Source organism: Vibrio sp. QJM3NY_21 (assembly GCF_057785975.1).
This window is the reverse complement of the sequence record NZ_CM173513.1, coordinates 3,401,078-3,426,197: the sequence shown is the minus strand read 5'-3', so window position 1 is coordinate 3,426,197 and position 25,120 is coordinate 3,401,078. Positions and strand designations below refer to the sequence as shown.

The 25,120-nt window shown below is 46.7% G+C and carries 12 protein-coding genes, 3 tRNA genes and 6 rRNA genes; 16 read left to right on the top strand and 5 right to left on the bottom strand.

Going from position 1 to position 25,120, the window contains the following annotated elements:
* The first annotated feature begins 33 nt into the window (after positions 1 to 33).
* From AC3CID_RS15350 to AC3CID_RS15290, 13 genes are all read left to right on the top strand, one after another.
* On the top strand, positions 34 to 1,029 hold the full coding sequence (locus AC3CID_RS15350) for a hypothetical protein (RefSeq protein WP_004736631.1): 996 nt from the start codon (positions 34 to 36) through the stop codon (positions 1,027 to 1,029).
* Positions 1,030 to 1,127: 98 nt separating this feature from the next.
* Entirely contained in the window at positions 1,128 to 2,969 is a 1,842-nt protein-coding gene (gene ubiD / locus AC3CID_RS15345) for a 4-hydroxy-3-polyprenylbenzoate decarboxylase (RefSeq protein ID WP_488526730.1), read from the top strand.
* On the top strand, positions 2,966 to 3,235 hold the full coding sequence (locus AC3CID_RS15340; protein WP_017081534.1) for a 2Fe-2S iron-sulfur cluster-binding protein: 270 nt from the start codon (positions 2,966 to 2,968) through the stop codon (positions 3,233 to 3,235). The genes ubiD and AC3CID_RS15340 overlap by 4 nt, the downstream gene beginning before the upstream one ends.
* Positions 3,236 to 3,255: 20 nt before the next feature.
* Positions 3,256 to 3,969, top strand: a complete 714-nt coding sequence (gene fre / locus AC3CID_RS15335; RefSeq protein ID WP_009848201.1) for an NAD(P)H-flavin reductase — start codon at positions 3,256 to 3,258, stop codon at positions 3,967 to 3,969.
* Positions 3,970 to 4,535: 566 nt separating this feature from the next.
* Positions 4,536 to 6,090: ribosomal RNA gene (locus tag AC3CID_RS15330) — 16S ribosomal RNA — on the top strand.
* 398 nt (positions 6,091 to 6,488) lie between these two features.
* Positions 6,489 to 9,382 (top strand): 23S ribosomal RNA (locus tag AC3CID_RS15325).
* A 98-nt stretch (positions 9,383 to 9,480) separates the two neighbouring features.
* Positions 9,481 to 9,596: ribosomal RNA gene (gene rrf / locus AC3CID_RS15320) — 5S ribosomal RNA — on the top strand.
* Between the two features lie 411 nt (positions 9,597 to 10,007).
* A 16S ribosomal RNA gene (locus AC3CID_RS15315) occupies positions 10,008 to 11,562 on the top strand.
* Positions 11,563 to 11,628: 66 nt separating this feature from the next.
* Positions 11,629 to 11,705: transfer RNA gene (locus AC3CID_RS15310), tRNA-Ile, on the top strand.
* 21 nt (positions 11,706 to 11,726) lie between these two features.
* Positions 11,727 to 11,802: transfer RNA gene (locus tag AC3CID_RS15305), tRNA-Ala, on the top strand.
* 303 nt (positions 11,803 to 12,105) lie between these two features.
* Positions 12,106 to 14,999: ribosomal RNA gene (locus tag AC3CID_RS15300) — 23S ribosomal RNA — on the top strand.
* A gap of 98 nt (positions 15,000 to 15,097) precedes the next feature.
* A 5S ribosomal RNA gene (gene rrf / locus AC3CID_RS15295) occupies positions 15,098 to 15,213 on the top strand.
* Together the 16S, 23S and 5S rRNA genes with 3 tRNA genes alongside form the textbook arrangement of a ribosomal RNA operon.
* Before the next feature lie 67 nt (positions 15,214 to 15,280).
* Positions 15,281 to 15,357 (top strand) — tRNA-Asp (locus AC3CID_RS15290).
* Positions 15,358 to 16,277: 920 nt separating this feature from the next.
* Here the strand turns inward: AC3CID_RS15290 and AC3CID_RS15285 are convergent.
* The 4 genes from AC3CID_RS15285 to hemC are packed head-to-tail and all read right to left on the bottom strand — an operon-like array spanning position 16,278 to position 20,374.
* Positions 16,278 to 17,459: a heme biosynthesis protein HemY gene (locus AC3CID_RS15285; protein ID WP_171331000.1), complete on the bottom strand. Its 1,182-nt coding sequence runs from the start codon at positions 17,457 to 17,459 to the stop codon at positions 16,278 to 16,280.
* Positions 17,459 to 18,685, bottom strand: coding sequence for a uroporphyrinogen-III C-methyltransferase (locus AC3CID_RS15280; RefSeq protein ID WP_171330998.1), 1,227 nt, complete (start codon positions 18,683 to 18,685; stop codon positions 17,459 to 17,461). The genes AC3CID_RS15285 and AC3CID_RS15280 overlap by 1 nt, the downstream gene beginning before the upstream one ends.
* A gap of 19 nt (positions 18,686 to 18,704) precedes the next feature.
* Positions 18,705 to 19,433 carry a uroporphyrinogen-III synthase gene (locus AC3CID_RS15275; protein WP_171330996.1) on the bottom strand — a complete coding sequence of 243 codons (729 nt, stop codon included), beginning with the start codon at positions 19,431 to 19,433 and terminating at the stop codon, positions 18,705 to 18,707.
* A 2-nt stretch (positions 19,434 to 19,435) separates the two neighbouring features.
* Entirely contained in the window at positions 19,436 to 20,374 is a 939-nt protein-coding gene (hemC, locus tag AC3CID_RS15270) for a hydroxymethylbilane synthase (RefSeq protein ID WP_009848205.1), read from the bottom strand.
* A gap of 344 nt (positions 20,375 to 20,718) precedes the next feature.
* Between hemC and AC3CID_RS15265 the strand changes: the two genes are divergently transcribed.
* On the top strand, positions 20,719 to 23,247 hold the full coding sequence (locus AC3CID_RS15265; protein ID WP_488526729.1) for a class I adenylate cyclase: 2,529 nt from the start codon (positions 20,719 to 20,721) through the stop codon (positions 23,245 to 23,247).
* A gap of 68 nt (positions 23,248 to 23,315) precedes the next feature.
* Here AC3CID_RS15265 and cyaY read toward each other — a convergent pair whose 3' ends face one another.
* Complete coding sequence (gene cyaY / locus AC3CID_RS15260) at positions 23,316 to 23,630, bottom strand: iron donor protein CyaY (RefSeq protein ID WP_171309431.1); 315 nt, start codon at positions 23,628 to 23,630, stop codon at positions 23,316 to 23,318.
* 75 nt (positions 23,631 to 23,705) lie between these two features.
* Between cyaY and lptM the strand changes: the two genes are divergently transcribed.
* Both lptM and lysA read left to right on the top strand, forming a co-directional pair.
* Positions 23,706 to 23,822, top strand: coding sequence for an LPS translocon maturation chaperone LptM (gene lptM / locus AC3CID_RS15255; RefSeq protein WP_407829960.1), 117 nt, complete (start codon positions 23,706 to 23,708; stop codon positions 23,820 to 23,822).
* Between the two features lie 42 nt (positions 23,823 to 23,864).
* Positions 23,865 to 25,118 (top strand): diaminopimelate decarboxylase, encoded by a 1,254-nt coding sequence (gene lysA / locus AC3CID_RS15250; RefSeq protein WP_009848209.1) that lies wholly within the window; start codon positions 23,865 to 23,867, stop codon positions 25,116 to 25,118.
* The last annotated feature ends 2 nt before the right edge of the window (positions 25,119 to 25,120 follow it).

Below are 25,120 nucleotides of genomic sequence, written 5' to 3'. Positions count from 1 at the left end.
CAGAATGAGCAAAAGTGTTAAAAGGAAGTTAAAATGCAACATGGACTGTTGTCATCATTACTCCTGTCTACTTCACTGTTACTTTCCCCGGTCGGTATGAGCTATGCCACCGAGATGTCTCCAATTACAGTAGAGTCTTGGCTTGAGAATGATCAAGTAAAACTGAAAACTGCTGAATTACTCGAATTTGTCGTGCGTGACGAAGTTAATTCGCTGCGCTTCGCGCTTGAGCGTCTGACATTTCCCCAACAAGAAGTGGCTCGTTACCAACTCTTGAAGAAGCTCGAACAGCAAAAAATTGTCCTCACCCCCAAGATGTCTATCTTCATTGAGCAGCAACTCGCTATCACGCCAACTTACCAAGTTTTAGAGCGTGGCGATGGTTATGAGTTTACGGTACCTGCCTTTAATTACCCTTCGATTGCCAACCGGCTCATCAAACAGTGGCGCCAAGACCAGAAGACGCTGGTGTTTGTGTTAGATGCAGAGAAACAAGAACTCGACCTAAAAGAGTGGTTATCTGGATCTGAGCATCAAGTTCAAACACGAGAAGCATTGTTAATCAGAGAGCTAGACAGTTTGTCTCCTGAAGCGGTTGATTATCTGACTAAGCAACTCACGGCCTCCTCGATTGTTAGCTGGCTACCTTCTACTGAGGTGGTGGTTCGATTAGCGCAAGTGAGCGAAGACCCAGAGGTCTACAAGATTCTATGGCGAATGAAGGCCGATTATCATAGCCAAGCTGAGCTAGTCCGCCTTGCTGAAACCAAACAAGCGTTCGCACTTGAACAAGTAATGGCTGCGACTAAGAACCCTCGTTTGAAAGATGAAGCGATTACTTTGCTTACCAAGGTTAACCCGCTATCAGAAGAGGTGAAGGAGTTTCTTGTCTCTAGGATGGCGATTGCCGATGAAGCGCCATTAGTCGCCCGTGAATTAGCCAAACAAGGTCATACGCGATGGTTGCAAGATCTTGTAAATGATAACCCTCAGGTGAAGAGCTCTTTGATCGAGCAAGCATTACCGTAAAGTGGATTTTGCCTCTCAATAACCACACTAAAAAGGGGGATCTCAGCGTCACCCTTTTTGATATACTGAGCGCAGAATAATCAGCATGTAGAAGTCCTATGAGTTTTAAAGATTTACGTGATTTTATCGACCATCTTGAAAGTATTGGTCAGTTGAAACGCATTTCTCACCCAGTCGATCCAGACTATGAAATGACCGAGATTAGCGACCGTACTCTACGTGCTGGTGGCCCGGCTCTTTTATTTGAAAATCCAATAGGCTATGACATGCCTGTTTTAACCAATCTATTTGGTACACCTAATCGTGTGGCTATTGGTATGGGTCGTCAGGAAGTGAAAGAACTGCGTGAAGTGGGTAAGTTGTTAGCTTACCTGAAGGAACCTGAGCCACCAAAAGGCTTTAAAGACGCTCTCGATAAACTGCCGGTGTTTAAGCAAGTCTTAAATATGCCAGCTAAACGTCTTCGTAAAGCGGCATGCCAACAAGTGATATGGCAGGGTGATGACGTCGACCTTGATAAAATTCCCGTGATGAGCTGTTGGGCCGACGATGTCGCGCCGTTGCTAACATGGGGATTAACGGTTACTCGCGGGCCTAATAAGAAACGCCAAAACTTAGGCATCTATCGCCAGCAAAAAATCGGCAAGAATAAGGTCATTATGCGTTGGTTAGCCCACCGTGGTGGAGCGCTTGATCTGCGTGATTGGATGGAAACTAACCCAGGTAAACCATTCCCAGTTTCTGTAGCGTTTGGAGCAGATCCTGCCACCATTCTTGGTGCGGTTACGCCAGTGCCGGATACTTTATCGGAATACGCGTTTGCAGGCTTACTACGCGGTAGTAAAACTGAGGTTGTTAAATCAATCAGCAATGATTTAGACGTTCCTGCAAGTGCGGAAATCGTGATGGAAGGTTACATCGACCCGAATGAGTTCGCGGACGAAGGGCCTTACGGAGATCATACTGGTTACTACAACGAGAAAGAAAAGCACCATGTGTTCACTATTACTCATGTAACCATGCGCGAAAACCCTATCTACCACAGCACCTATACTGGCCGTCCACCTGATGAGCCTGCGGTATTGGGTGTTGCGCTCAATGAAGTGTTTGTTCCTATTCTTCAAAAGCAGTTTCCAGAGATTGAAGACTTCTATCTACCGCCTGAAGGTTGTTCATACCGAATGGCTGTAGTGACCATGAAGAAGCAATACCCAGGTCACGCTAAGCGAGTGATGATGGGTGTATGGTCTTTCTTACGCCAATTCATGTACACCAAGTTTGTATTGGTGTGCGATGAAGATGTGAATGCACGAGACTGGTCTCAAGTGACCGCTGCTATGTGTGAACATATGGATCCGTCACGCGATAGCCTGATGATAGAGAACACGCCGATCGATTCATTGGATTTTGCATCACCTGTGGTTGGGTTAGGTTCTAAGATGGGCCTAGACATCACTAAGAAGTGGGATGCAGAGTTAGCACTATCGCCAGATGTCGAATCAGCACCTGTAAATAGTGAACATATAGAGGGCAGCTTAGCTGAGTTAACCAAGACTCAACCTGAAATTATTGATATTCACCTGCAAAACGATAATGCCAACATGGTTGTGGTGTCTATTGATAAGCAAGCTGCAGGTCATGGTAAGAAAATCATGGAAGCTGTTTGGTCTCAATTTGATGAGAACAAGTTTGTTATCGTGTGTGACGGCGATGTCAACGTGAGTGATTGGAATGACATTATTTGGGCGGTGACCACAAGAATGGATCCGGCCAGAGATACGTTGTTCCTACAGAATGAAACAGGACACTCAAAAATGGGTCTAGATGCGACCAATAAGTGGGAAGGCGAATGCCTGCGTGAGTGGGGTGTTCCAATCACAAAAGATCCTGATGTCGTTAAAAAGATTGATAGCATCTGGGAACAGCTAGGAATTTCATGAGCTACCAAGTAGTCTTATACCCAGAAAACATCAGTTTTACCGTAGAAAAAGGGCAAACGGTCTTGGATGCTGCGCTCAACAGCGATATCTATTTCCCAAACCGTTGCCAAGTCGGCGCATGCGCGATGTGTATGTGCAGAAAATTAGAAGGGCAAGTGAGTTACCATCTTGAACCCATGCTCACAGAGAAAGAGCAGCAACAAGGCTGGATTTTTGCTTGCCAAGCATTTGCAGAAAGTAATTTAGTTCTAACCTTTGCCGATTAAGGGTTAGTAAGAGGAAGAACATGACTATTAAATGTAAAGTGAAGTCTATTGAGCCTTTGGCTTGTAATACTTACCAAATCCTACTTCACCCAGAAACACCGGTCGCTTTTAAAGCGGGCCAATATCTGATGGTTGAAATGGGCGAGAAAGATAAGCGTCCATTTTCGATTGCAAGCAGCCCTTGTCGCCATGAAGGCGAGCTTGAGTTACACATTGGTGCAGCTGAGCACAATGCTTACGCTTCAGAAGTCGTTGAGGCAATGAAGAAAGCGCAAGCTGAAGATGGCGATATAGCTATTGATGCTCCGCACGGTGATGCGTGGGTTAAAGAAGAAAGCGATCGTCCTCTGTTACTCATTGCTGGTGGTACTGGCTTTAGCTACGTGCGCTCTATTCTCGATCACTGCATCGCGCAGAACAGTAAAAAAGAGATTCATCTATACTGGGGCGCAAAAGATGAGTGTCAGCTGTATGCGAAAGAAGAGCTTGTCGACATTGCAGCAAAACACAGCAATGTACATTTTGTACCAGTAGTAGAAGAAGCGCCTGAAGTTTGGCACGGTCAAACGGGTAATGTACTTGAAGCAATCACGCAAAGTTTCGAATCATTAGCTGATTTCGATATCTACATTGCGGGTCGTTTCGAAATGGCAGGTGCTGCAAGAGACTTGTTTACTCAGAATAAAGAAGCAAAGCGTGACCATATGTACGCAGATGCTTACGCATTTATCTAAGAATTCTTTTGGATTTTGAGCGAAAAGAGAGCAGAAATGTTCTCTTTTTTCTGTTTAGGTGAACTATTAGGCAGTTAACCCCTATTTATTCATTTTTTATGAAAAAGTAGTTGCTAAGCTGAGTGGGTTCCCTATAATGCGACACCACTGAGACGGCAGACGCCACAAGGCTTCAGCAACAATCAGTCAGACGGAAAGCGACAAAAAATTAATTTTCAAAAAGTGTTTGACACTGAATGTTAATTCGCTAGAATGGCCGTCCACTTAGAGAGGCTCCTTACTTAAAAGGAACGCTCAACAAGTGAAGCTCTTTAACAATTTAAACCTATCAATCTGTGTGGGCACTCGTTGATGAATATCAAAACGTTTTATCCTTTGGATAAAACAGTTACTTCGGTAACAAACTTGATTTCAATGAACTGAGTGACCAATACGAAATTAAGTTTACTTAATTTTGGCACAGTCAATTCATTACCATTCTGTTGGAATGGTAATAGCTTTAAAATTACACTCTTTATTTATAAAGAATAGTTTTGAAGTCAGTATTCGTTGAGTCACAAAATCTTAAATTGAAGAGTTTGATCATGGCTCAGATTGAACGCTGGCGGCAGGCCTAACACATGCAAGTCGAGCGGAAACGACACTAACAATCCTTCGGGTGCGTTAATGGGCGTCGAGCGGCGGACGGGTGAGTAATGCCTAGGAAATTGCCTTGATGTGGGGGATAACCATTGGAAACGATGGCTAATACCGCATAATGCCTACGGGCCAAAGAGGGGGACCTTCGGGCCTCTCGCGTCAAGATATGCCTAGGTGGGATTAGCTAGTTGGTGAGGTAATGGCTCACCAAGGCGACGATCCCTAGCTGGTCTGAGAGGATGATCAGCCACACTGGAACTGAGACACGGTCCAGACTCCTACGGGAGGCAGCAGTGGGGAATATTGCACAATGGGCGAAAGCCTGATGCAGCCATGCCGCGTGTATGAAGAAGGCCTTCGGGTTGTAAAGTACTTTCAGTTGTGAGGAAGGGTGTGTAGTTAATAGCTGCGCATCTTGACGTTAGCAACAGAAGAAGCACCGGCTAACTCCGTGCCAGCAGCCGCGGTAATACGGAGGGTGCGAGCGTTAATCGGAATTACTGGGCGTAAAGCGCATGCAGGTGGTTCATTAAGTCAGATGTGAAAGCCCGGGGCTCAACCTCGGAACTGCATTTGAAACTGGTGAACTAGAGTGCTGTAGAGGGGGGTAGAATTTCAGGTGTAGCGGTGAAATGCGTAGAGATCTGAAGGAATACCAGTGGCGAAGGCGGCCCCCTGGACAGACACTGACACTCAGATGCGAAAGCGTGGGGAGCAAACAGGATTAGATACCCTGGTAGTCCACGCCGTAAACGATGTCTACTTGGAGGTTGTGGCCTTGAGCCGTGGCTTTCGGAGCTAACGCGTTAAGTAGACCGCCTGGGGAGTACGGTCGCAAGATTAAAACTCAAATGAATTGACGGGGGCCCGCACAAGCGGTGGAGCATGTGGTTTAATTCGATGCAACGCGAAGAACCTTACCTACTCTTGACATCCAGAGAAGCCAGCGGAGACGCAGGTGTGCCTTCGGGAACTCTGAGACAGGTGCTGCATGGCTGTCGTCAGCTCGTGTTGTGAAATGTTGGGTTAAGTCCCGCAACGAGCGCAACCCTTATCCTTGTTTGCCAGCGAGTAATGTCGGGAACTCCAGGGAGACTGCCGGTGATAAACCGGAGGAAGGTGGGGACGACGTCAAGTCATCATGGCCCTTACGAGTAGGGCTACACACGTGCTACAATGGCGCATACAGAGGGCAGCAAGCTAGCGATAGTGAGCGAATCCCAAAAAGTGCGTCGTAGTCCGGATTGGAGTCTGCAACTCGACTCCATGAAGTCGGAATCGCTAGTAATCGTGAATCAGAATGTCACGGTGAATACGTTCCCGGGCCTTGTACACACCGCCCGTCACACCATGGGAGTGGGCTGCAAAAGAAGTGGGTAGTTTAACCTTTCGGGGAGGACGCTCACCACTTTGTGGTTCATGACTGGGGTGAAGTCGTAACAAGGTAGCCCTAGGGGAACCTGGGGCTGGATCACCTCCTTATACGAAGATACTTACGATGAGTGTCCACACAGATTGATGGTTTAGATTTAGTTAAAGCCAGAGCTTTAATTAATAACGTAAGTTATTGATTAAAGCTTTTTGCTTTATGCTCTTTAACAATTTGGAAAGCTGACTGATTTGATTACTTACGAGTAATTCAATCAAATTTAAAAGTTCTCAATGTTTATCTTTCATTAGATAAACACAACAAACACATTCAAGTGTCTTGTATTCGAATGATCAGAAATGATTGTTCATTTTTTGATTCTACTTTTTATTAAAAAGTGGAAACAAAAAGTAAATTGAGTCCGGCAAACAGTCATCAAGAATTAACCCTTCTTGATGACAACCAAAAACCTTGGTTAGTTGCCATACGCTAAGACCCTTTCGGGTTGTATGGTTAAGTGACTAAGCGTACACGGTGGATGCCTTGGCAGTCAGAGGCGATGAAAGGCGTAATAACTTGCGATAAGCCCAGATTAGGTAGTAATAACCTTTTGAGTCTGGGATTCCTGAATGGGGAAACCCACTTGCATAAGCAAGTATCCTGTTGTGAATACATAGCAACAGGAGGCAAACCGGGGGAACTGAAACATCTAAGTACCCCGAGGAAGAGAAATCAACCGAGATTCCGAAAGTAGCGGCGAGCGAAATTGGATTAGCCCTTAAGCTTTTAATGATGCAGGTGAAGAGTCTGGAAAGTCTCGCAATAAAGGGTGATAGCCCCGTAACCGACACATCATAATCAGTGAAAACGAGTAGGGCGGGACACGTGATATCCTGTCTGAATATGGGGGGACCATCCTCCAAGGCTAAATACTACTGACTGACCGATAGTGAACCAGTACCGTGAGGGAAAGGCGAAAAGAACCCCTGTGAGGGGAGTGAAATAGAACCTGAAACCGTGTACGTACAAGCAGTAGGAGCACCTTCGTGGTGTGACTGCGTACCTTTTGTATAATGGGTCAGCGACTTAATTTTAGTAGCAAGGTTAACCGTTTAGGGGAGCCGTAGGGAAACCGAGTCTTAACTGGGCGTACAGTTGCTAGGATTAGACCCGAAACCAGGTGATCTAGCCATGGGCAGGTTGAAGGTTGAGTAACATCAACTGGAGGACCGAACCGACTAATGTTGAAAAATTAGCGGATGACTTGTGGCTAGGGGTGAAAGGCCAATCAAACCTGGAGATAGCTGGTTCTCCCCGAAAGCTATTTAGGTAGCGCCTCGGACGAATACTACTGGGGGTAGAGCACTGTTAAGGCTAGGGGGTCATCCCGACTTACCAACCCTTTGCAAACTCCGAATACCAGTAAGTACTATCCGGGAGACACACGGCGGGTGCTAACGTCCGTCGTGGAGAGGGAAACAACCCAGACCGCCAGCTAAGGTCCCAAAGTATAGCTAAGTGGGAAACGATGTGGGAAGGCTCAGACAGCCAGGATGTTGGCTTAGAAGCAGCCATCATTTAAAGAAAGCGTAATAGCTCACTGGTCGAGTCGGCCTGCGCGGAAGATGTAACGGGGCTAAGCTATACACCGAAGCTGCGGCTACGTACCTTAGGGTATGTGGGGTAGGGGAGCGTTCTGTAAGCCGTTGAAGGTGTGCTGTAAGGCATGCTGGAGGTATCAGAAGTGCGAATGCTGACATGAGTAACGATAAAGGGAGTGAAAAACTCCCTCGCCGGAAGACCAAGGGTTCCTGTCCAACGTTAATCGGGGCAGGGTAAGTCGACTCCTAAGGCGAGGCCGAAAGGCGTAGTCGATGGGAAACGGGTTAATATTCCCGTACTTCTTACAATTGCGATGGGGGGACGGAGAAGGCTAGGTGGGCCTGGCGACGGTTGTCCAGGTTCAAGTATGTAGGCGGAAAGTTTAGGTAAATCCGGACTTTCATTAACGCTGAGATACGATGTCGAGCTACTACGGTAGTGAAGTCATTGATGCCATGCTTCCAGGAAAAGCCTCTAAGCTTCAGATTGTAAGGAATCGTACCCCAAACCGACACAGGTGGTCGGGTAGAGAATACCAAGGCGCTTGAGAGAACTCGGGTGAAGGAACTAGGCAAAATGGTACCGTAACTTCGGGAGAAGGTACGCTCTTATCAGTGAAGTCCCTTGCGGATGGAGCAGACGAGAGTCGCAGATACCAGGTGGCTGCAACTGTTTATTAAAAACACAGCACTGTGCAAAATCGTAAGATGACGTATACGGTGTGACGCCTGCCCGGTGCCGGAAGGTTAATTGATGGGGTTAGACTTCGGTCGAAGCTCTTGATCGAAGCCCCGGTAAACGGCGGCCGTAACTATAACGGTCCTAAGGTAGCGAAATTCCTTGTCGGGTAAGTTCCGACCTGCACGAATGGCGTAATGATGGCCACGCTGTCTCCACCCGAGACTCAGTGAAATTGAAATCGCTGTGAAGATGCAGTGTACCCGCGGCTAGACGGAAAGACCCCGTGAACCTTTACTACAGCTTGGCACTGAACATTGAACCTACATGTGTAGGATAGGTGGGAGACTATGAAATTGCGTCGCTAGATGTGATGGAGTCGTCCTTGAAATACCACCCTTGTAGTTTTGATGTTCTAACGTTGGCCCCTGAATCGGGGTTACGGACAGTGCCTGGTGGGTAGTTTGACTGGGGCGGTCTCCTCCCAAAGAGTAACGGAGGAGCACGAAGGTGGGCTAAACACGGTTGGACATCGTGTGGTTAGTGCAATGGCATAAGCCCGCTTGACTGCGAGAATGACAATTCGAGCAGGTGCGAAAGCAGGTCATAGTGATCCGGTGGTTCTGAATGGAAGGGCCATCGCTCAACGGATAAAAGGTACTCCGGGGATAACAGGCTGATACCGCCCAAGAGTTCATATCGACGGCGGTGTTTGGCACCTCGATGTCGGCTCATCACATCCTGGGGCTGAAGTCGGTCCCAAGGGTATGGCTGTTCGCCATTTAAAGTGGTACGCGAGCTGGGTTTAGAACGTCGTGAGACAGTTCGGTCCCTATCTGCCGTGGGCGTTGGAAAATTGAAAGGGGCTGCTCCTAGTACGAGAGGACCGGAGTGGACGAACCTCTGGTGTTCGGGTTGTCATGCCAATGGCATTGCCCGGTAGCTAAGTTCGGAATCGATAACCGCTGAAAGCATCTAAGCGGGAAGCGAGCCTTGAGATGAGTTTTCCCTGGCACTATAAGTGTCCTAAAGGGTTGTCGTAGACTACGACGTTGATAGGCAGGGTGTGTAAGTGCTGCGAGGCATTGAGCTAACCTGTACTAATTGCCCGTGAGGCTTAACCATACAACACCCAAGGGGTTTTGTGGACTCAGAAGTACCAGACCTTGAATGAGTTTGAAGAGAAATAACTTTTAGATAAGCTTTCCGAATTTTAAAATTTGCTTGGCGACCATAGCATTGTGGACCCACCTGATTCCATGCCGAACTCAGAAGTGAAACACAATAGCGCCGATGGTAGTGTGGGGTTTCCCCATGTGAGAGTAGGACATCGCCAGGCTTTAATTTCGACTTTGTCTATTTAATAGACAAGTCACCATAGGGTTCTAAGTTTTCTTAGAGTTTTATGTTGACTTTCAAAGTGGAAAGCGTATTATACGCGTCCTGCTTAAGTGCTAAGGCACTGAAAGCGTTCTCTTTTTAGAGAACACGCTCTTTAACAATTTAAACCTATCAATCTGTGTGGGCACTCGTTGATGAATATCAAAACGTTTTATCCTTTGGGTAAAACAGTTACTTCGGTAACAAACTTGATTTCAATGAACTGAGTGACCAATACAAAGTTAAGTTTACTTAATTTTGGCACAGTCAATTCATTACCATTCTGTTGGAATGGTAATAGCTTTAAAATTACATTCTTTATTTATAAAGAATAGTTTTGAAGTCAGTATTCGTTGAGTCACAAAATCTTAAATTGAAGAGTTTGATCATGGCTCAGATTGAACGCTGGCGGCAGGCCTAACACATGCAAGTCGAGCGGAAACGACAACATTGAATCTTCGGAGGATTTGTTGGGCGTCGAGCGGCGGACGGGTGAGTAATGCCTAGGAAATTGCCTTGATGTGGGGGATAACCATTGGAAACGATGGCTAATACCGCATAATGCCTACGGGCCAAAGAGGGGGATCTTCGGACCTCTCGCGTCAAGATATGCCTAGGTGGGATTAGCTAGTTGGTGAGGTAATGGCTCACCAAGGCGACGATCCCTAGCTGGTCTGAGAGGATGATCAGCCACACTGGAACTGAGACACGGTCCAGACTCCTACGGGAGGCAGCAGTGGGGAATATTGCACAATGGGCGAAAGCCTGATGCAGCCATGCCGCGTGTATGAAGAAGGCCTTCGGGTTGTAAAGTACTTTCAGTTGTGAGGAAGGGTGTGTAGTTAATAGCTGCGCATCTTGACGTTAGCAACAGAAGAAGCACCGGCTAACTCCGTGCCAGCAGCCGCGGTAATACGGAGGGTGCGAGCGTTAATCGGAATTACTGGGCGTAAAGCGCATGCAGGTGGTTCATTAAGTCAGATGTGAAAGCCCGGGGCTCAACCTCGGAACTGCATTTGAAACTGGTGAACTAGAGTGCTGTAGAGGGGGGTAGAATTTCAGGTGTAGCGGTGAAATGCGTAGAGATCTGAAGGAATACCAGTGGCGAAGGCGGCCCCCTGGACAGACACTGACACTCAGATGCGAAAGCGTGGGGAGCAAACAGGATTAGATACCCTGGTAGTCCACGCCGTAAACGATGTCTACTTGGAGGTTGTGGCCTTGAGCCGTGGCTTTCGGAGCTAACGCGTTAAGTAGACCGCCTGGGGAGTACGGTCGCAAGATTAAAACTCAAATGAATTGACGGGGGCCCGCACAAGCGGTGGAGCATGTGGTTTAATTCGATGCAACGCGAAGAACCTTACCTACTCTTGACATCCAGAGAAGCCAGCGGAGACGCAGGTGTGCCTTCGGGAACTCTGAGACAGGTGCTGCATGGCTGTCGTCAGCTCGTGTTGTGAAATGTTGGGTTAAGTCCCGCAACGAGCGCAACCCTTATCCTTGTTTGCCAGCGAGTAATGTCGGGAACTCCAGGGAGACTGCCGGTGATAAACCGGAGGAAGGTGGGGACGACGTCAAGTCATCATGGCCCTTACGAGTAGGGCTACACACGTGCTACAATGGCGCATACAGAGGGCAGCAAGCTAGCGATAGTGAGCGAATCCCAAAAAGTGCGTCGTAGTCCGGATTGGAGTCTGCAACTCGACTCCATGAAGTCGGAATCGCTAGTAATCGTGAATCAGAATGTCACGGTGAATACGTTCCCGGGCCTTGTACACACCGCCCGTCACACCATGGGAGTGGGCTGCAAAAGAAGTGGGTAGTTTAACCTTTCGGGGAGGACGCTCACCACTTTGTGGTTCATGACTGGGGTGAAGTCGTAACAAGGTAGCCCTAGGGGAACCTGGGGCTGGATCACCTCCTTATACGAAGATACCACGACGAGTGTCCACACAGATTGATTAGGTTTAGAAAGTAAAAGAGACGATATTGGGTCTGTAGCTCAGCTGGTTAGAGCGCTCGCCTGATAAGCGGGAGGTCGGTGGTTCGAGTCCACTCAGACCCACCAATATCGACTAGATACAAAGATGGGGCTATAGCTCAGCTGGGAGAGCGCCTGCCTTGCACGCAGGAGGTCTGCGGTTCGATCCCGCATAGCTCCACCATCTTTAAGTGTTTTTATCTGAAAATATTTAAAAATGGTTCATTAGTTTGAATCAAGCTCTTTAACAATTTGGAAAGCTGACTGATTGATTTACTTGCGAGTAATTCAATCAAATTTAAAAGTTCTCAATGTTTATCTTTCATTAGATAAACACAACAAACACATTCAAGTGTCTTGTATTCGAATCAAACTTTAGTTTGATTCACAATTGAGTCCGGCAAACAGTTATCAAGGATTAACCCTTCTTGATGACAACCAAAAACCTTGGTTAGTTGCCATACGCTAAGACCCTTTCGGGTTGTATGGTTAAGTGACTAAGCGTACACGGTGGATGCCTTGGCAGTCAGAGGCGATGAAAGGCGTAATAACTTGCGATAAGCCCAGATTAGGTAGTAATAACCTTTTGAGTCTGGGATTCCTGAATGGGGAAACCCACTTGCATAAGCAAGTATCCTGTTGTGAATACATAGCAACAGGAGGCAAACCGGGGGAACTGAAACATCTAAGTACCCCGAGGAAGAGAAATCAACCGAGATTCCGAAAGTAGCGGCGAGCGAAATTGGATTAGCCCTTAAGCTTTTAATGATGCAGGTGAAGAGTCTGGAAAGTCTCGCAATAAAGGGTGATAGCCCCGTAACCGACACATCATAATCAGTGAAAACGAGTAGGGCGGGACACGTGATATCCTGTCTGAATATGGGGGGACCATCCTCCAAGGCTAAATACTACTGACTGACCGATAGTGAACCAGTACCGTGAGGGAAAGGCGAAAAGAACCCCTGTGAGGGGAGTGAAATAGAACCTGAAACCGTGTACGTACAAGCAGTAGGAGCACCTTCGTGGTGTGACTGCGTACCTTTTGTATAATGGGTCAGCGACTTAATTTTAGTAGCAAGGTTAACCGTTTAGGGGAGCCGTAGGGAAACCGAGTCTTAACTGGGCGTACAGTTGCTAGGATTAGACCCGAAACCAGGTGATCTAGCCATGGGCAGGTTGAAGGTTGAGTAACATCAACTGGAGGACCGAACCGACTAATGTTGAAAAATTAGCGGATGACTTGTGGCTAGGGGTGAAAGGCCAATCAAACCTGGAGATAGCTGGTTCTCCCCGAAAGCTATTTAGGTAGCGCCTCGGACGAATACTACTGGGGGTAGAGCACTGTTAAGGCTAGGGGGTCATCCCGACTTACCAACCCTTTGCAAACTCCGAATACCAGTAAGTACTATCCGGGAGACACACGGCGGGTGCTAACGTCCGTCGTGGAGAGGGAAACAACCCAGACCGCCAGCTAAGGTCCCAAAGTATAGCTAAGTGGGAAACGATGTGGGAAGGCTCAGACAGCCAGGATGTTGGCTTAGAAGCAGCCATCATTTAAAGAAAGCGTAATAGCTCACTGGTCGAGTCGGCCTGCGCGGAAGATGTAACGGGGCTAAGCTATACACCGAAGCTGCGGCTACGTACCTTAGGGTATGTGGGGTAGGGGAGCGTTCTGTAAGCCGTTGAAGGTGGTCTGTAAGGGCTGCTGGAGGTATCAGAAGTGCGAATGCTGACATGAGTAACGATAAAGGGAGTGAAAAACTCCCTCGCCGGAAGACCAAGGGTTCCTGTCCAACGTTAATCGGGGCAGGGTAAGTCGACTCCTAAGGCGAGGCCGAAAGGCGTAGTCGATGGGAAACGGGTTAATATTCCCGTACTTCTTACAATTGCGATGGGGGGACGGAGAAGGCTAGGTGGGCCTGGCGACGGTTGTCCAGGTTCAAGTATGTAGGCGGAAAGTTTAGGTAAATCCGGACTTTCATTAACGCTGAGATACGATGTCGAGCTACTACGGTAGTGAAGTCATTGATGCCATGCTTCCAGGAAAAGCCTCTAAGCTTCAGATTGTAAGGAATCGTACCCCAAACCGACACAGGTGGTCGGGTAGAGAATACCAAGGCGCTTGAGAGAACTCGGGTGAAGGAACTAGGCAAAATGGTACCGTAACTTCGGGAGAAGGTACGCTCTTATCAGTGAAATCCCTTGCGGATGGAGCAGACGAGAGTCGCAGATACCAGGTGGCTGCAACTGTTTATTAAAAACACAGCACTGTGCAAAATCGTAAGATGACGTATACGGTGTGACGCCTGCCCGGTGCCGGAAGGTTAATTGATGGGGTTAGACTTCGGTCGAAGCTCTTGATCGAAGCCCCGGTAAACGGCGGCCGTAACTATAACGGTCCTAAGGTAGCGAAATTCCTTGTCGGGTAAGTTCCGACCTGCACGAATGGCGTAATGATGGCCACGCTGTCTCCACCCGAGACTCAGTGAAATTGAAATCGCTGTGAAGATGCAGTGTACCCGCGGCTAGACGGAAAGACCCCGTGAACCTTTACTACAGCTTGGCACTGAACATTGAACCTACATGTGTAGGATAGGTGGGAGACTATGAAATTGCGTCGCTAGATGTGATGGAGTCGTCCTTGAAATACCACCCTTGTAGTTTTGATGTTCTAACGTTGGCCCCTGAATCGGGGTTACGGACAGTGCCTGGTGGGTAGTTTGACTGGGGCGGTCTCCTCCCAAAGAGTAACGGAGGAGCACGAAGGTGGGCTAAACACGGTTGGACATCGTGTGGTTAGTGCAATGGCATAAGCCCGCTTGACTGCGAGAATGACAATTCGAGCAGGTGCGAAAGCAGGTCATAGTGATCCGGTGGTTCTGAATGGAAGGGCCATCGCTCAACGGATAAAAGGTACTCCGGGGATAACAGGCTGATACCGCCCAAGAGTTCATATCGACGGCGGTGTTTGGCACCTCGATGTCGGCTCATCACATCCTGGGGCTGAAGTCGGTCCCAAGGGTATGGCTGTTCGCCATTTAAAGTGGTACGCGAGCTGGGTTTAGAACGTCGTGAGACAGTTCGGTCCCTATCTGCCGTGGGCGTTGGAAAATTGAAAGGGGCTGCTCCTAGTACGAGAGGACCGGAGTGGACGAACCTCTGGTGTTCGGGTTGTCATGCCAATGGCATTGCCCGGTAGCTAAGTTCGGAATCGATAACCGCTGAAAGCATCTAAGCGGGAAGCGAGCCTTGAGATGAGTTTTCCCTGGCACTATAAGTGTCCTAAAGGGTTGTCGTAGACTACGACGTTGATAGGCAGGGTGTGTAAGTGCTGCGAGGCATTGAGCTAACCTGTACTAATTGCCCGTGAGGCTTAACCATACAACACCCAAGGGGTTTTGTGGACTCAGAAGTACCAGACCTTGAATGAGTTTGAAGAGAAATAACTTTTAGATAAGCTTTCCGAATTTTAAAATTTGCTTGGCGACCATAGCATTGTGGACCCACCTGATTCCATGCCGAACTCAGAAGTGAAACACAATAGCGCCGATGGTAGTGTGGGGTTTCCCCATGTGAGAGTAGGACATCGCCAGGCTTTAAATTAAATCTTTAGGTTGACCGACCTGGAGATATGGACGCTCACTTAGTGAGTTGACCACTGCGGAGTGGTAGTTCAGTTGGTTAGAATACCGGCCTGTCACGCCGGGGGTCGCGGGTTCGAGTCCCGTCCACTCCGCCACTTATTAGAAAAGCCCTGCTAGAAATAGCAGGGCTTTTTTACATCTCAAGAAAGGTGTTTTGCCCTTCGGCCGAATGAGCCCTGCAAAGGGGTTGCCTGAAGTCCGCAACCCGGCCATTCCGCTACTTATTAGAAAGCCTAGTCTGACGACTAGGCTTTCGTCGTTTCTCGGGTATGTGTTTTAACTCTTGGCTTTGGCTTCCGTAAAAGGTTGCTTTGGCTAGTAATCGTTGAATCGACGGTTGATTAGAAAGCTGTGCTAAGCAATAGCCGGGCTTTGCGATCTAACATGACAAATTGATTTTAATTAATAAGTTAGCAGGAGTTCTCTAAGTGGCTGTGGCTTCTTAATTACTTCTGTTGAGTGATGATTAAGCCGCGCTTTAAACTTCGGAGTTTTGCTGTGTCCCAGAATTGATTTCGTCTAGAGTCTGAAACTCGGCTGCTATACATTCACTTCTTCAATCTTAAACCAAGCTATCTGATCGTTATTCCTTCAAAAATCTATATAAAGGTTGTCAGTCAGCTCAAATGGATTCTAAACAGCTTGTTTTATAATTGGCTAAAACTACATACGGATATATCTAAAGTATCCCTCAGTGTTTTTTAGGAAACCTTGCGGGGGATTCCAAGAAGATTTAACCTCATGACTTAAAATCAGTACTTATAAAGCATTAATAGCATTTGAAAATCCATGATCAAGATGTGTGACTTATGGATTGTTACGAGCTAGGTAGGTCCTATTAAAAATGGACGATGCTTCGGTCAGCAATAAGCTGGGTGTGGAGAAGGGATCTGGATGGAAGACTTTTACTACCATCTCTAGTGTTTGCTTATTCGTACTGAGCAAGTTACTTAAGGTAAACAGTAGATACAAAAAAGCCGATGCTAGGCATCGGCTTCATGTTAGTTGTATCAGTTTAAGCTGGTTGAACCAGAGCGAGTGCCTTACGAGAAACTTCGTGAGCTGCCTTCGTTAAGTTTTGCTTTTCTAGTGCATCAGATAGGTATCCGTAATCTGATACGTTTGAGCGAAGTGCTAGTGCTTTCTCGAAGTGGGTTTGTGCTTCTGCCCACTTCTGTTCTCTTAAGTAGAACTGAGCCAATGCGCTGTGTGCTTCGGCATTGCCACCATCTTTACTGATGGCGCGCTCTAGCATCACAACGACTGGGTGGTGATCGGCAAGGTTAAGCTCTGGAAGCAACATGTAGAGCTCATTTGAACCACTCTTCGCAATGTTCTCTTTGATCACAGTGAAGGCTTCTGAGTCAGCTTTACGAGCGATCAGTTGCTTCACAAAGCAGGAAACAAGGTGAGAGCTTTGTTTCTGCTTTCTTGAAAGCTTGTTCCAATGGCTGATTAAACCTTCGCTACCTTGCTGCTGTGCAACATCGTGAAGTAAGCCACATTGTGCTTTCTGCTCCAACTCAACTTGCTCCTCAGCGGTAAGAAGCTTGTTTTTAGCTAGTTTAGGGGTTAACTCTAGTAATGGCTGCCAGAGTTTAAGCTGCATGTAAGTGGCTTTTAGCAGGCCAAGTACGGCGGTGTTATTCGGGTACGAACCTTTCAATGTTGAAAGTGTATCGAATGCGGCTTCGTAGTTCGACTCACTGATTTGTTGTTTTGCTTTAGTTAGCTCAACGGCCAGTAGAGAGTCCTCTTGTTGGCTAGCAAGTTCGATGTACTTATCACGCTCACTCGTATTACCTTGTTCATGAGCAGCTTGAGAAGCGACTAAGTAACAAAGCAGAGGCATGTCGTGATGATTAGCCCAACGAGTTACTTTCCTCTCTGCGCCTTTCCAATCACCTTCAAGAAGCTTGATGATGCCTTCATTGGTATAACGACGAGAGCGTTTTAGTTTACGAACACTGAACCAGTTCCAAGTCGTTGAGCTTGCGTACATAAGCTTTTTGAATAGGTACTCCAAGCCGAATAGAGCAGCGAGAAGAGCAATGACAAATATAACCAGTGTTGTCACGCTCATCTCAATGGTCTTATTTGCTATCGAGATCAGGACATAACCTTGTTGACCTGAGAACTGGGTACCGACAACTAATCCGGCACCTAGAACGAGAAAAAGAAAAATCCAGCGAATCATTATTTCTCCTCCGTGGTCATAACGGTCACTTCACGACGTAGGCGCTCGCGTATAACATCTGACAACTCATTTTGAGACTCAAGTTTTACAGGGTATTTCACAGAGATATTCTGTTCACTTAACTGTTTAATCGCCTTCTCAAATTCAATCACTGAGTTGTTATCTTGGTTTAGGTACGCTTTCGACCACTCGCTAGCGGTATTAAGTGCTGCACTGTAGACATCACCTTGCTCTTTGTAGACAGCGCGAATTGCGGTCTCTAATTTGCCCTTGATATTCTCACGTAGGTAGAAGTGTTGCTCAGGAGAGAGTAGAGGGATGACTTCACCATCACGACTACGGAAGGTGATGAAGTTTTCTGAGAAGTCTTTCATCGACGTCATCAGGTTGTTCTGCCAATCATTAATATCTTTCGATACCGCTTTTTTCTCAACAACTGCAGCTTCTGGAAGAATTGCATTGGCAAGCGGTAGCGTATCGACTTGCTGTTGTAGACTTGTGATGCGTAGAACTAAGCCATCGCGGTCGATAAGAGGGATAGTGCGAAGCTTAGTAATGTCATTGGTCATTGATTGGCGCAGTGATACTAAGCTTGGGTCATTTAGTGCTGCGATACGTTGATCGGCGCTTTCCATTAGTTTGGTTGCGCTAACGGCATCATGCTCAAGGAACAATTTACGACCTGCTAGTTTTACTAGGTAATCGGCTTCAGCAAGCAACCAGTCATTTGGTCGACGGCCTTTAACGTCAGCTACTGCTAACTGCAGACTTTGAATACTCTTTTGTTGCTGGGATTGTACGACCTGAGTTTTCTCCACTGCGTGAGAAGCTTCTTGGATAGTCTCTTGCTTGATGGTTTGCAGGTCTTTATTTACTGCAGATTGGGTATTTTGCAGTTGTGTTTGAAGAGCCGAGATTTGAGCCGAGTATTCAGCGCTCTTTTGCTGCATTTGAAATGCGATACCGCCACTGAAAATAATAGAAATAGCGATCGCAATAGCGCCTAGTTTGACACCGCGCTTACCTTGCTTTTCTGCTTTCTCGATTTGTTCTTTATGCTCAGCTTGGGGCTGTTCACTTTGAACCGTATTTGACGCAGAGGCATCAAGTTTTTTTTCAGGCTGTTTTGTCTCTGTAGATTCAGCTTTTTCGTTTTCAACAACTACTGGCTGAGTGTCTGGTTTCTTTTCAGGTTCAATATGCTCATTATTTTTTTTGCTTGTCATGCTTATTTCCTGTTTCTAGCTAGGGCCGGAGAGCAGCCAGTAATATTTGGTTCGTAGCACTGTGAGTATTGGTCACGTTCGAGAAACCGAGTTGTTGTGCTCGTTCTACTATGCGCTGGCTTGGGACAAATAGTTGTCTCGTTGAAAGCCAAACCAAATACTCATCAGGGGTAATTGAGCAGAGATACTCCAATTGTTCCTGACTAGTGATGACAACTTTGGACGTTTTTTTGTTTATCCATGTTTGATAGATATTGTGATCGTTAATGGGAATATATTCTCTACGGTAGGTCTCACAATAGGAGACTTGTGCACCTCGATTGAGTAAAGAATCTCGAATGAGCTCACGCCCACCATTTCCACGCAGTATCAAAATGGATTTATTATCTACGCCATTAAGTTCAGTAAGTTTGAGAAGATGTTCACTATCACTCACTTGGGGATAGTTTACTTTTTGTTTGCTAACTTTGCTTAAAACGTGCGCAGTTTTTTGACCAACGCCAAGATAAAGCGGCGAAGTTGGCCAAATAGATGAAGTTTTCGAAAGGATGTTTTGGGCAGCGGTAACAGCGTGGTGACTGACTGCAATAATGATATCGCTGTTATTAAGCTGGGTGCTTAAATCCGATGAGTGTGGATTATCAACGATACGAATAAGCGGATGATGGATTGCTTGAATCCCTTCATCCGCTAGTTGTTGGCAAAGCGATTGTCCCTCTGAGCCGGGACGTGTCACCAACACTGTCATGATTATTCTTGGTCAGCGTAGAGCTTGGTTAAGATTTCTCTCGCGCCATCATCCAGCAATTGATTTGCCAGAGTAACGCCAAGCGCTTCTGCATCTTTGCGAAGGCCAGAGATCTCACCACGAACCATTTTAGAACCATCTGGTTCGCCTACTAATGCACGTAGCCAGATATTATCGCCATCTAATAATGAGTAGCTGCCGATAGGAACCTGACAGCCACCTTCTAGGGTAAGGTTCATTGCACGTTCGCACAGTACACGATCAGCCGTGTCTTTATGATTCAGTGGTTCAAGGAGTTTAATCAGACGCTCGTCATCAAGGCGACACTCAATACCAACAGCGCCTTGGCCAACAGCAGGGAGAGACTGCTCTGGTTCGATGAAGCTACGAATACGCTCTTCTAGCTCTAGACGTTTAAGACCTGCAGCAGCGAGTACGATCGCATCGTATTGACCATCGTCGAGTTTACCTAGACGAGTACCAACATTGCCGCGCAGTTCTTTGATGATGAGATCTGGGCGGTATTCTAGCAACTGACATTGACGACGCAGGCTACATGTACCCACGACAGCACCTTGTGGTAGCTCGTCGATGTTGTTGTAAGTGTTTGAAACGAAAGCATCGCGAGGGTCTTCGCGTTCACAGATAGTTACTAGACCTAGACCTTCAGGGAAGTCGACCGGTACATCTTTCATTGAGTGAACGGCTAGGTCAGCACGGCCTTCTAGCATCGCCACTTCGAGTTCTTTAACGAACAGCCCTTTACCACCCACTTTAGCCAGTGGGGTATCTAGGATGATGTCACCTTTGGTCACCATAGTTACCAACTCAACCTCTAAACCAGGGTGAGCAGCTTGCAGTGCATCCCTTACAAAGTATGCCTGCCAAAGGGCAAGAGGGCTTTTTCTGGTCGCGATACGGATTGGTGCTGAATTTGTCATGGTGTTTCCGATATAGGTTCTGTAATAGGCTAATCCTACCATTGTGAGGCGAAAATTCTTACTGTTTGATCATTCCATGCTTTGATAGCTGAGGGATTTTCATGAGTTCACCAAAATAGTGTGATTGGTATCTCATTTGAAACATGGGCTATTATTAGAAATAGGTAATAAAGAGGACACTACGGCGCCGTGAGTTTAACTTTTTGTCATCAAGGCATTGGCCAGTATGACAGGTTCCTTTGCTTTACCATTAAGGGTAAAAGTGTTAAATTGATCACGTTTTGTTGCTCCTTTCGTTCAGTAACTAAACAGAAGTGCATTTAATCTCAAACCAAGGACTTACCTTGCAGGCTTACACTCAGACTTTGATTCAACGATTAGACAATCTTAATCAGCAGCGCATTGATCGTGCGTTGGCGTTGATGAATGTCCAAGGCCAGCGAGTTTTCAACCTTATTCCTGCACTACTTCACTTCAATCATCCCATGATGCCTGGTTATTATGATCAACAAGTTCCTTTTGGAATTCGTAGCTTCACGCCTAATGAATTCCAAAAGCAATTTGTCTCTGATACCGAATTAACGCTGGGTGGAAAACTCACCGAGGCTTCTGAACCGGCAATCCTGGGCTTGTACACCATGGGCAGTACTTCTTCTATTGGCCAAAGCACTTCAAGTGACCTCGATATCTGGGTGTGTGTTTCTCCGGATATGGATGGCGCATCTCGCGACAGCCTGACCAACAAATGTCTGTTGATTACCGACTGGGCTGAAACCTTAGGGGTTGAAGCTAACTTCTTCTTGATGGATGAACAGCGTTTCCGCTCAAACCATTCTGAAGAGATGACCGGTGATAACTGTGGCTCTTCACAGCACTTATTACTGCTTGATGAGTTCTATCGCTCTGCCGTTCGTTTGTCTGGCCAGCGTTTGTTGTGGCAAATAATTCCGCCAGAAATGGAAGAGTGTTACGACGAGTATGTCCAAGGCCTGTGTCAGGATGGTTATCTTGATTGCTCGCAGTGGATCGATTTCGGCAAGCTGAACCGCATCCCTGCTGAAGAGTACTTTGGTTCAAACCTATGGCAGCTCTATAAGAGTATCGACTCACCGTATAAATCGGTTTTGAAGGCGATCCTGTTAGAAGCTTATTCATGGGAATACCCAAACACCCAACTGCTTAGTATTGATACCAAGCGTCGCTTCTTCGCGGATGAACCGGATCTGTATGGCATGGATAGCTACTATCTGATGCTCGAGAAGGTAACGCGCTATCTAGAACGCATTAACGACCACACTCGATTGGACTTGGTGAGACGTTGTTTCTACCTTAAGACCCATGAGAAGTTGTCACGAGATGCGGGCATTGGTTCTGTTGCGTGGCGTCGTGAAGCCTTAACTGAGATGACTAAGTCTTGGAATTGGGGACATGAAACCATTGCTGAGCTCGATAACCGCCGTAACTGGAAGGTAGAGCAGGTTAAAGTGGTCCACCATGCACTGCTTGATGCCTTGATGCTGAGCTACCGCAATCTGATTCAATTTGCGCGTCGTAACGACATCACTTCGGCAATTAGTCCACAAGATATCAGTATCTTGGCGCGTAAGCTTTATGCTGCGTTTGAGGTATTGCCAGGTAAAGTGACACTACTGAACCCACAAATCTCTCCTGATCTGCATGAACCAGACTTGAGCTTCATCGAAGTTCGTCAAGGTCAGTCGAATAAAGCCGGTTGGTACTTGTATAAGCAGCCACTGGTAGCGCATCGTATTCTTGGTCAGCCTTCACTTGAGCACCATGAGTACTTGAGTAAACTGGTTGCTTGGTCATTCTTTAATGGCTTGATTACAGAGTCGACGCGTTTGCACTCTGTGGTACGTGATGCTCACATTGATATCGATAAGTTCTATCAAATGGTGAGCGATCTGCGCAATACCTTCTCTTTACGTAAGCGCCGCCCGAGCATGCAAGCACTGGCGAGCCCGTGTGAAATAAGCCAGCTGGCGATGTTCATCAATTTTGAAAGTGACCCAACTTCTGAATTAAGTGGTCGTGCGTTGAAGGTTGATCTTAAGAACGCCGATATCTTCAGTTTTGGTGAAGAGGGTAAGAGTTTAGTCGGAAGTGTTGATCTGGTTTATCGTAACTCTTGGCATGAAGTACGTACGCTTCATTTCCAAGGTGATACTGCAATGCTCGACGCGTTGAAGACGGTACTTGGTAAAATGCACCAAGATGCTTTACCGCCAGAATCGGTCGATGTGTTCTGTTACAGCAAAAACCTGCGTGGTGTGATGCGTAATATGGTGTATCAACTGCTTGCTGAGTGTATCGACTTACGATTGAAACCGATTGAGCCGGAGAAGCGCCGCCGCTTCAAGGCTATTCGTCTGGCAAATAAGATGTTTGGCCTGTTCTTTGAACGTCGTGGCGTTTCGGTGCAGATGCTGGAAAACTCGGTCGATTTCTATCGTAGTATCTCGACGAATAAGCTGAAGGGCTCACCTTTACTGATGCTCGATAAAGAGCAAGAGTATCAGCTACCAGAAGTGGTTGATGGTTTTGCGAGTGAAGGTTTAATTCAATTTTTCTTTGAGGATACCGACAAAGGTTTCAATATTTATGTATTGGACGAGTCGAATCAAGTTGAGGTGTATCACCAATACAGCGGTGAAAAAGATGAGATGATCGCGAGCGTGAATTCTTTCTACACTTCAGTAAAAGATGAGTCGAAGGTGTCATCTAAGTTGATTAATTTCAATCTACCTCAGTACTACCAAATTGTTCATCCTGAAGAAGGTAACTCTTACGTGGTGCCTTACCGTAATGATGCGACTTTAGCTTCTCGGAGCTCAAAGATAGTCAACATCTAGGTTTATTCTCGATAATTGATATTAAGAAAGGAGTGATTGATTCACTCCTTTTTGTTTTTTACCAATAATTAGACCCAATTGATCGCTTCATCTGCGTGCTTCGCGCATTCTTCTTTAACCATCTCAAACAATTCCATGCCCGTCTTAGAACATGTCCACTTGTCGTCGATTAGCTTGAAATGAAAACCACCAGATTTAGACGCTAACCAGATTTCTTTCATTGGTTCTTGGCGGTTGATAATGATTTGGCTGCGGTTCTCAAACTCCAGCGTCATTACGTTACCAGTCACTTCGTAATCAATATCTGCCTCTGATTCATCGATAGCTTCTTCGATGTTTTGCATCTGTATATCGACCAGTTGATGAAATTCAGTCTCGTTCATCCTTTCTATCCTATTGCTTTTCCTGAGTGTGGTGCGATTATAGGGGGCATTGAGTTAATAATCACGATATGCAAAATGAAAAAATTAATTACCGCTCTGTTTATGGTGTCCGTTATTGGACTTTCTGGTTGTGGTCAAACGGGTCCTTTGTACGATCCTGATGAAGTTCAGCAGACTGAACAATCACAATAAGTGAAAACACGCAGAAATCGTTATTTATAAGGGATAAGAACTTTGGATTACTTCAACTATCAGGAAGATGGCCAGCTTTGGGCTGAGGACGTCGCACTTTCACAACTAGCAGAGCAATATGGTACACCGCTGTATGTATATTCTCGTGCAACATTAGAGCGCCACTGGAATGCGTTTGATTCGTCGGTTGGCGAGCACCCACACTTGGTGTGTTATGCCGTTAAAGCTAACTCGAACCTTGGCGTGTTGAATACTTTGGCTCGCTTGGGCTCTGGCTTCGACATCGTTTCTGGCGGTGAGCTAGAGCGTGTAGTTGCTGCCGGTGGCGATCCAGCAAAAGTTGTTTTCTCTGGTGTCGGCAAAACAGCCGCTGAAATGAAGCGTGCGCTTGAGTTGAACATAAAATGTTTTAACGTAGAGTCTGAGCCAGAATTGGAGCGACTGAATAAAGTGGCTGGTGAGCTTGGTGTTAAAGCGCCGATTTCACTGCGTATTAACCCAGATGTTGATGCGAACACTCACCCTTACATTTCTACGGGTCTGCGTGATAACAAATTCGGCATTGCCTTCGACCGTGCTCCTGCAGTTTATGCGTTTGCAAAAACACTCGATAACTTGTCTATCCATGGTATTGATTGCCACATCGGTTCTCAGTTAACGGATATCGAACCTTTCATCGATGCCACTGACCGCCTGCTTGCACTGATCGACCAACTACGTGCGAATGACATCAACATCAAACACCTTGATGTCGGTGGCGGTTTGGGCGTGGTTTACCGAGATGAATTACCACCACAACCTTCAGATTACGCGAAGGCTTTGTTGGCTCGTTTAGACAATCATTCTGATCTAGAGTTGATTTTCGAGCCTGGAAGAGCGATTGCTGCGAACGCTGGTGTATTATTAACGAAAGTTGAGTTCCTGAAGCCAACAGAGCATAAAAACTTTGCCATCATCGATGCGGCAATGAACGATCTGATGCGCCCGGCACTTTACCAAGCTTGGCAGGATATTGTGCCAGTGAGCCCGCGTCAGGGTGAAGCGGTGACTTACGACTTGGTTGGCCCTATCTGTGAGACGGGTGACTTCCTAGGTAAGGATCGTGACCTTGTTCTTGAAGAAGGCGATCTACTGGCCGTTCGTTCTGCTGGTGCTTATGGCTTCGCTATGTCATCTAACTACAACACTCGTTCGCGTGCGGCTGAAGTGATGGTTGATGGCGATAAAACTCACTTGGTTCGTCAGCGTGAAGAGCTTACGAGTCTGTGGGAACTTGAAAACATTCTTCCGGAGTAATT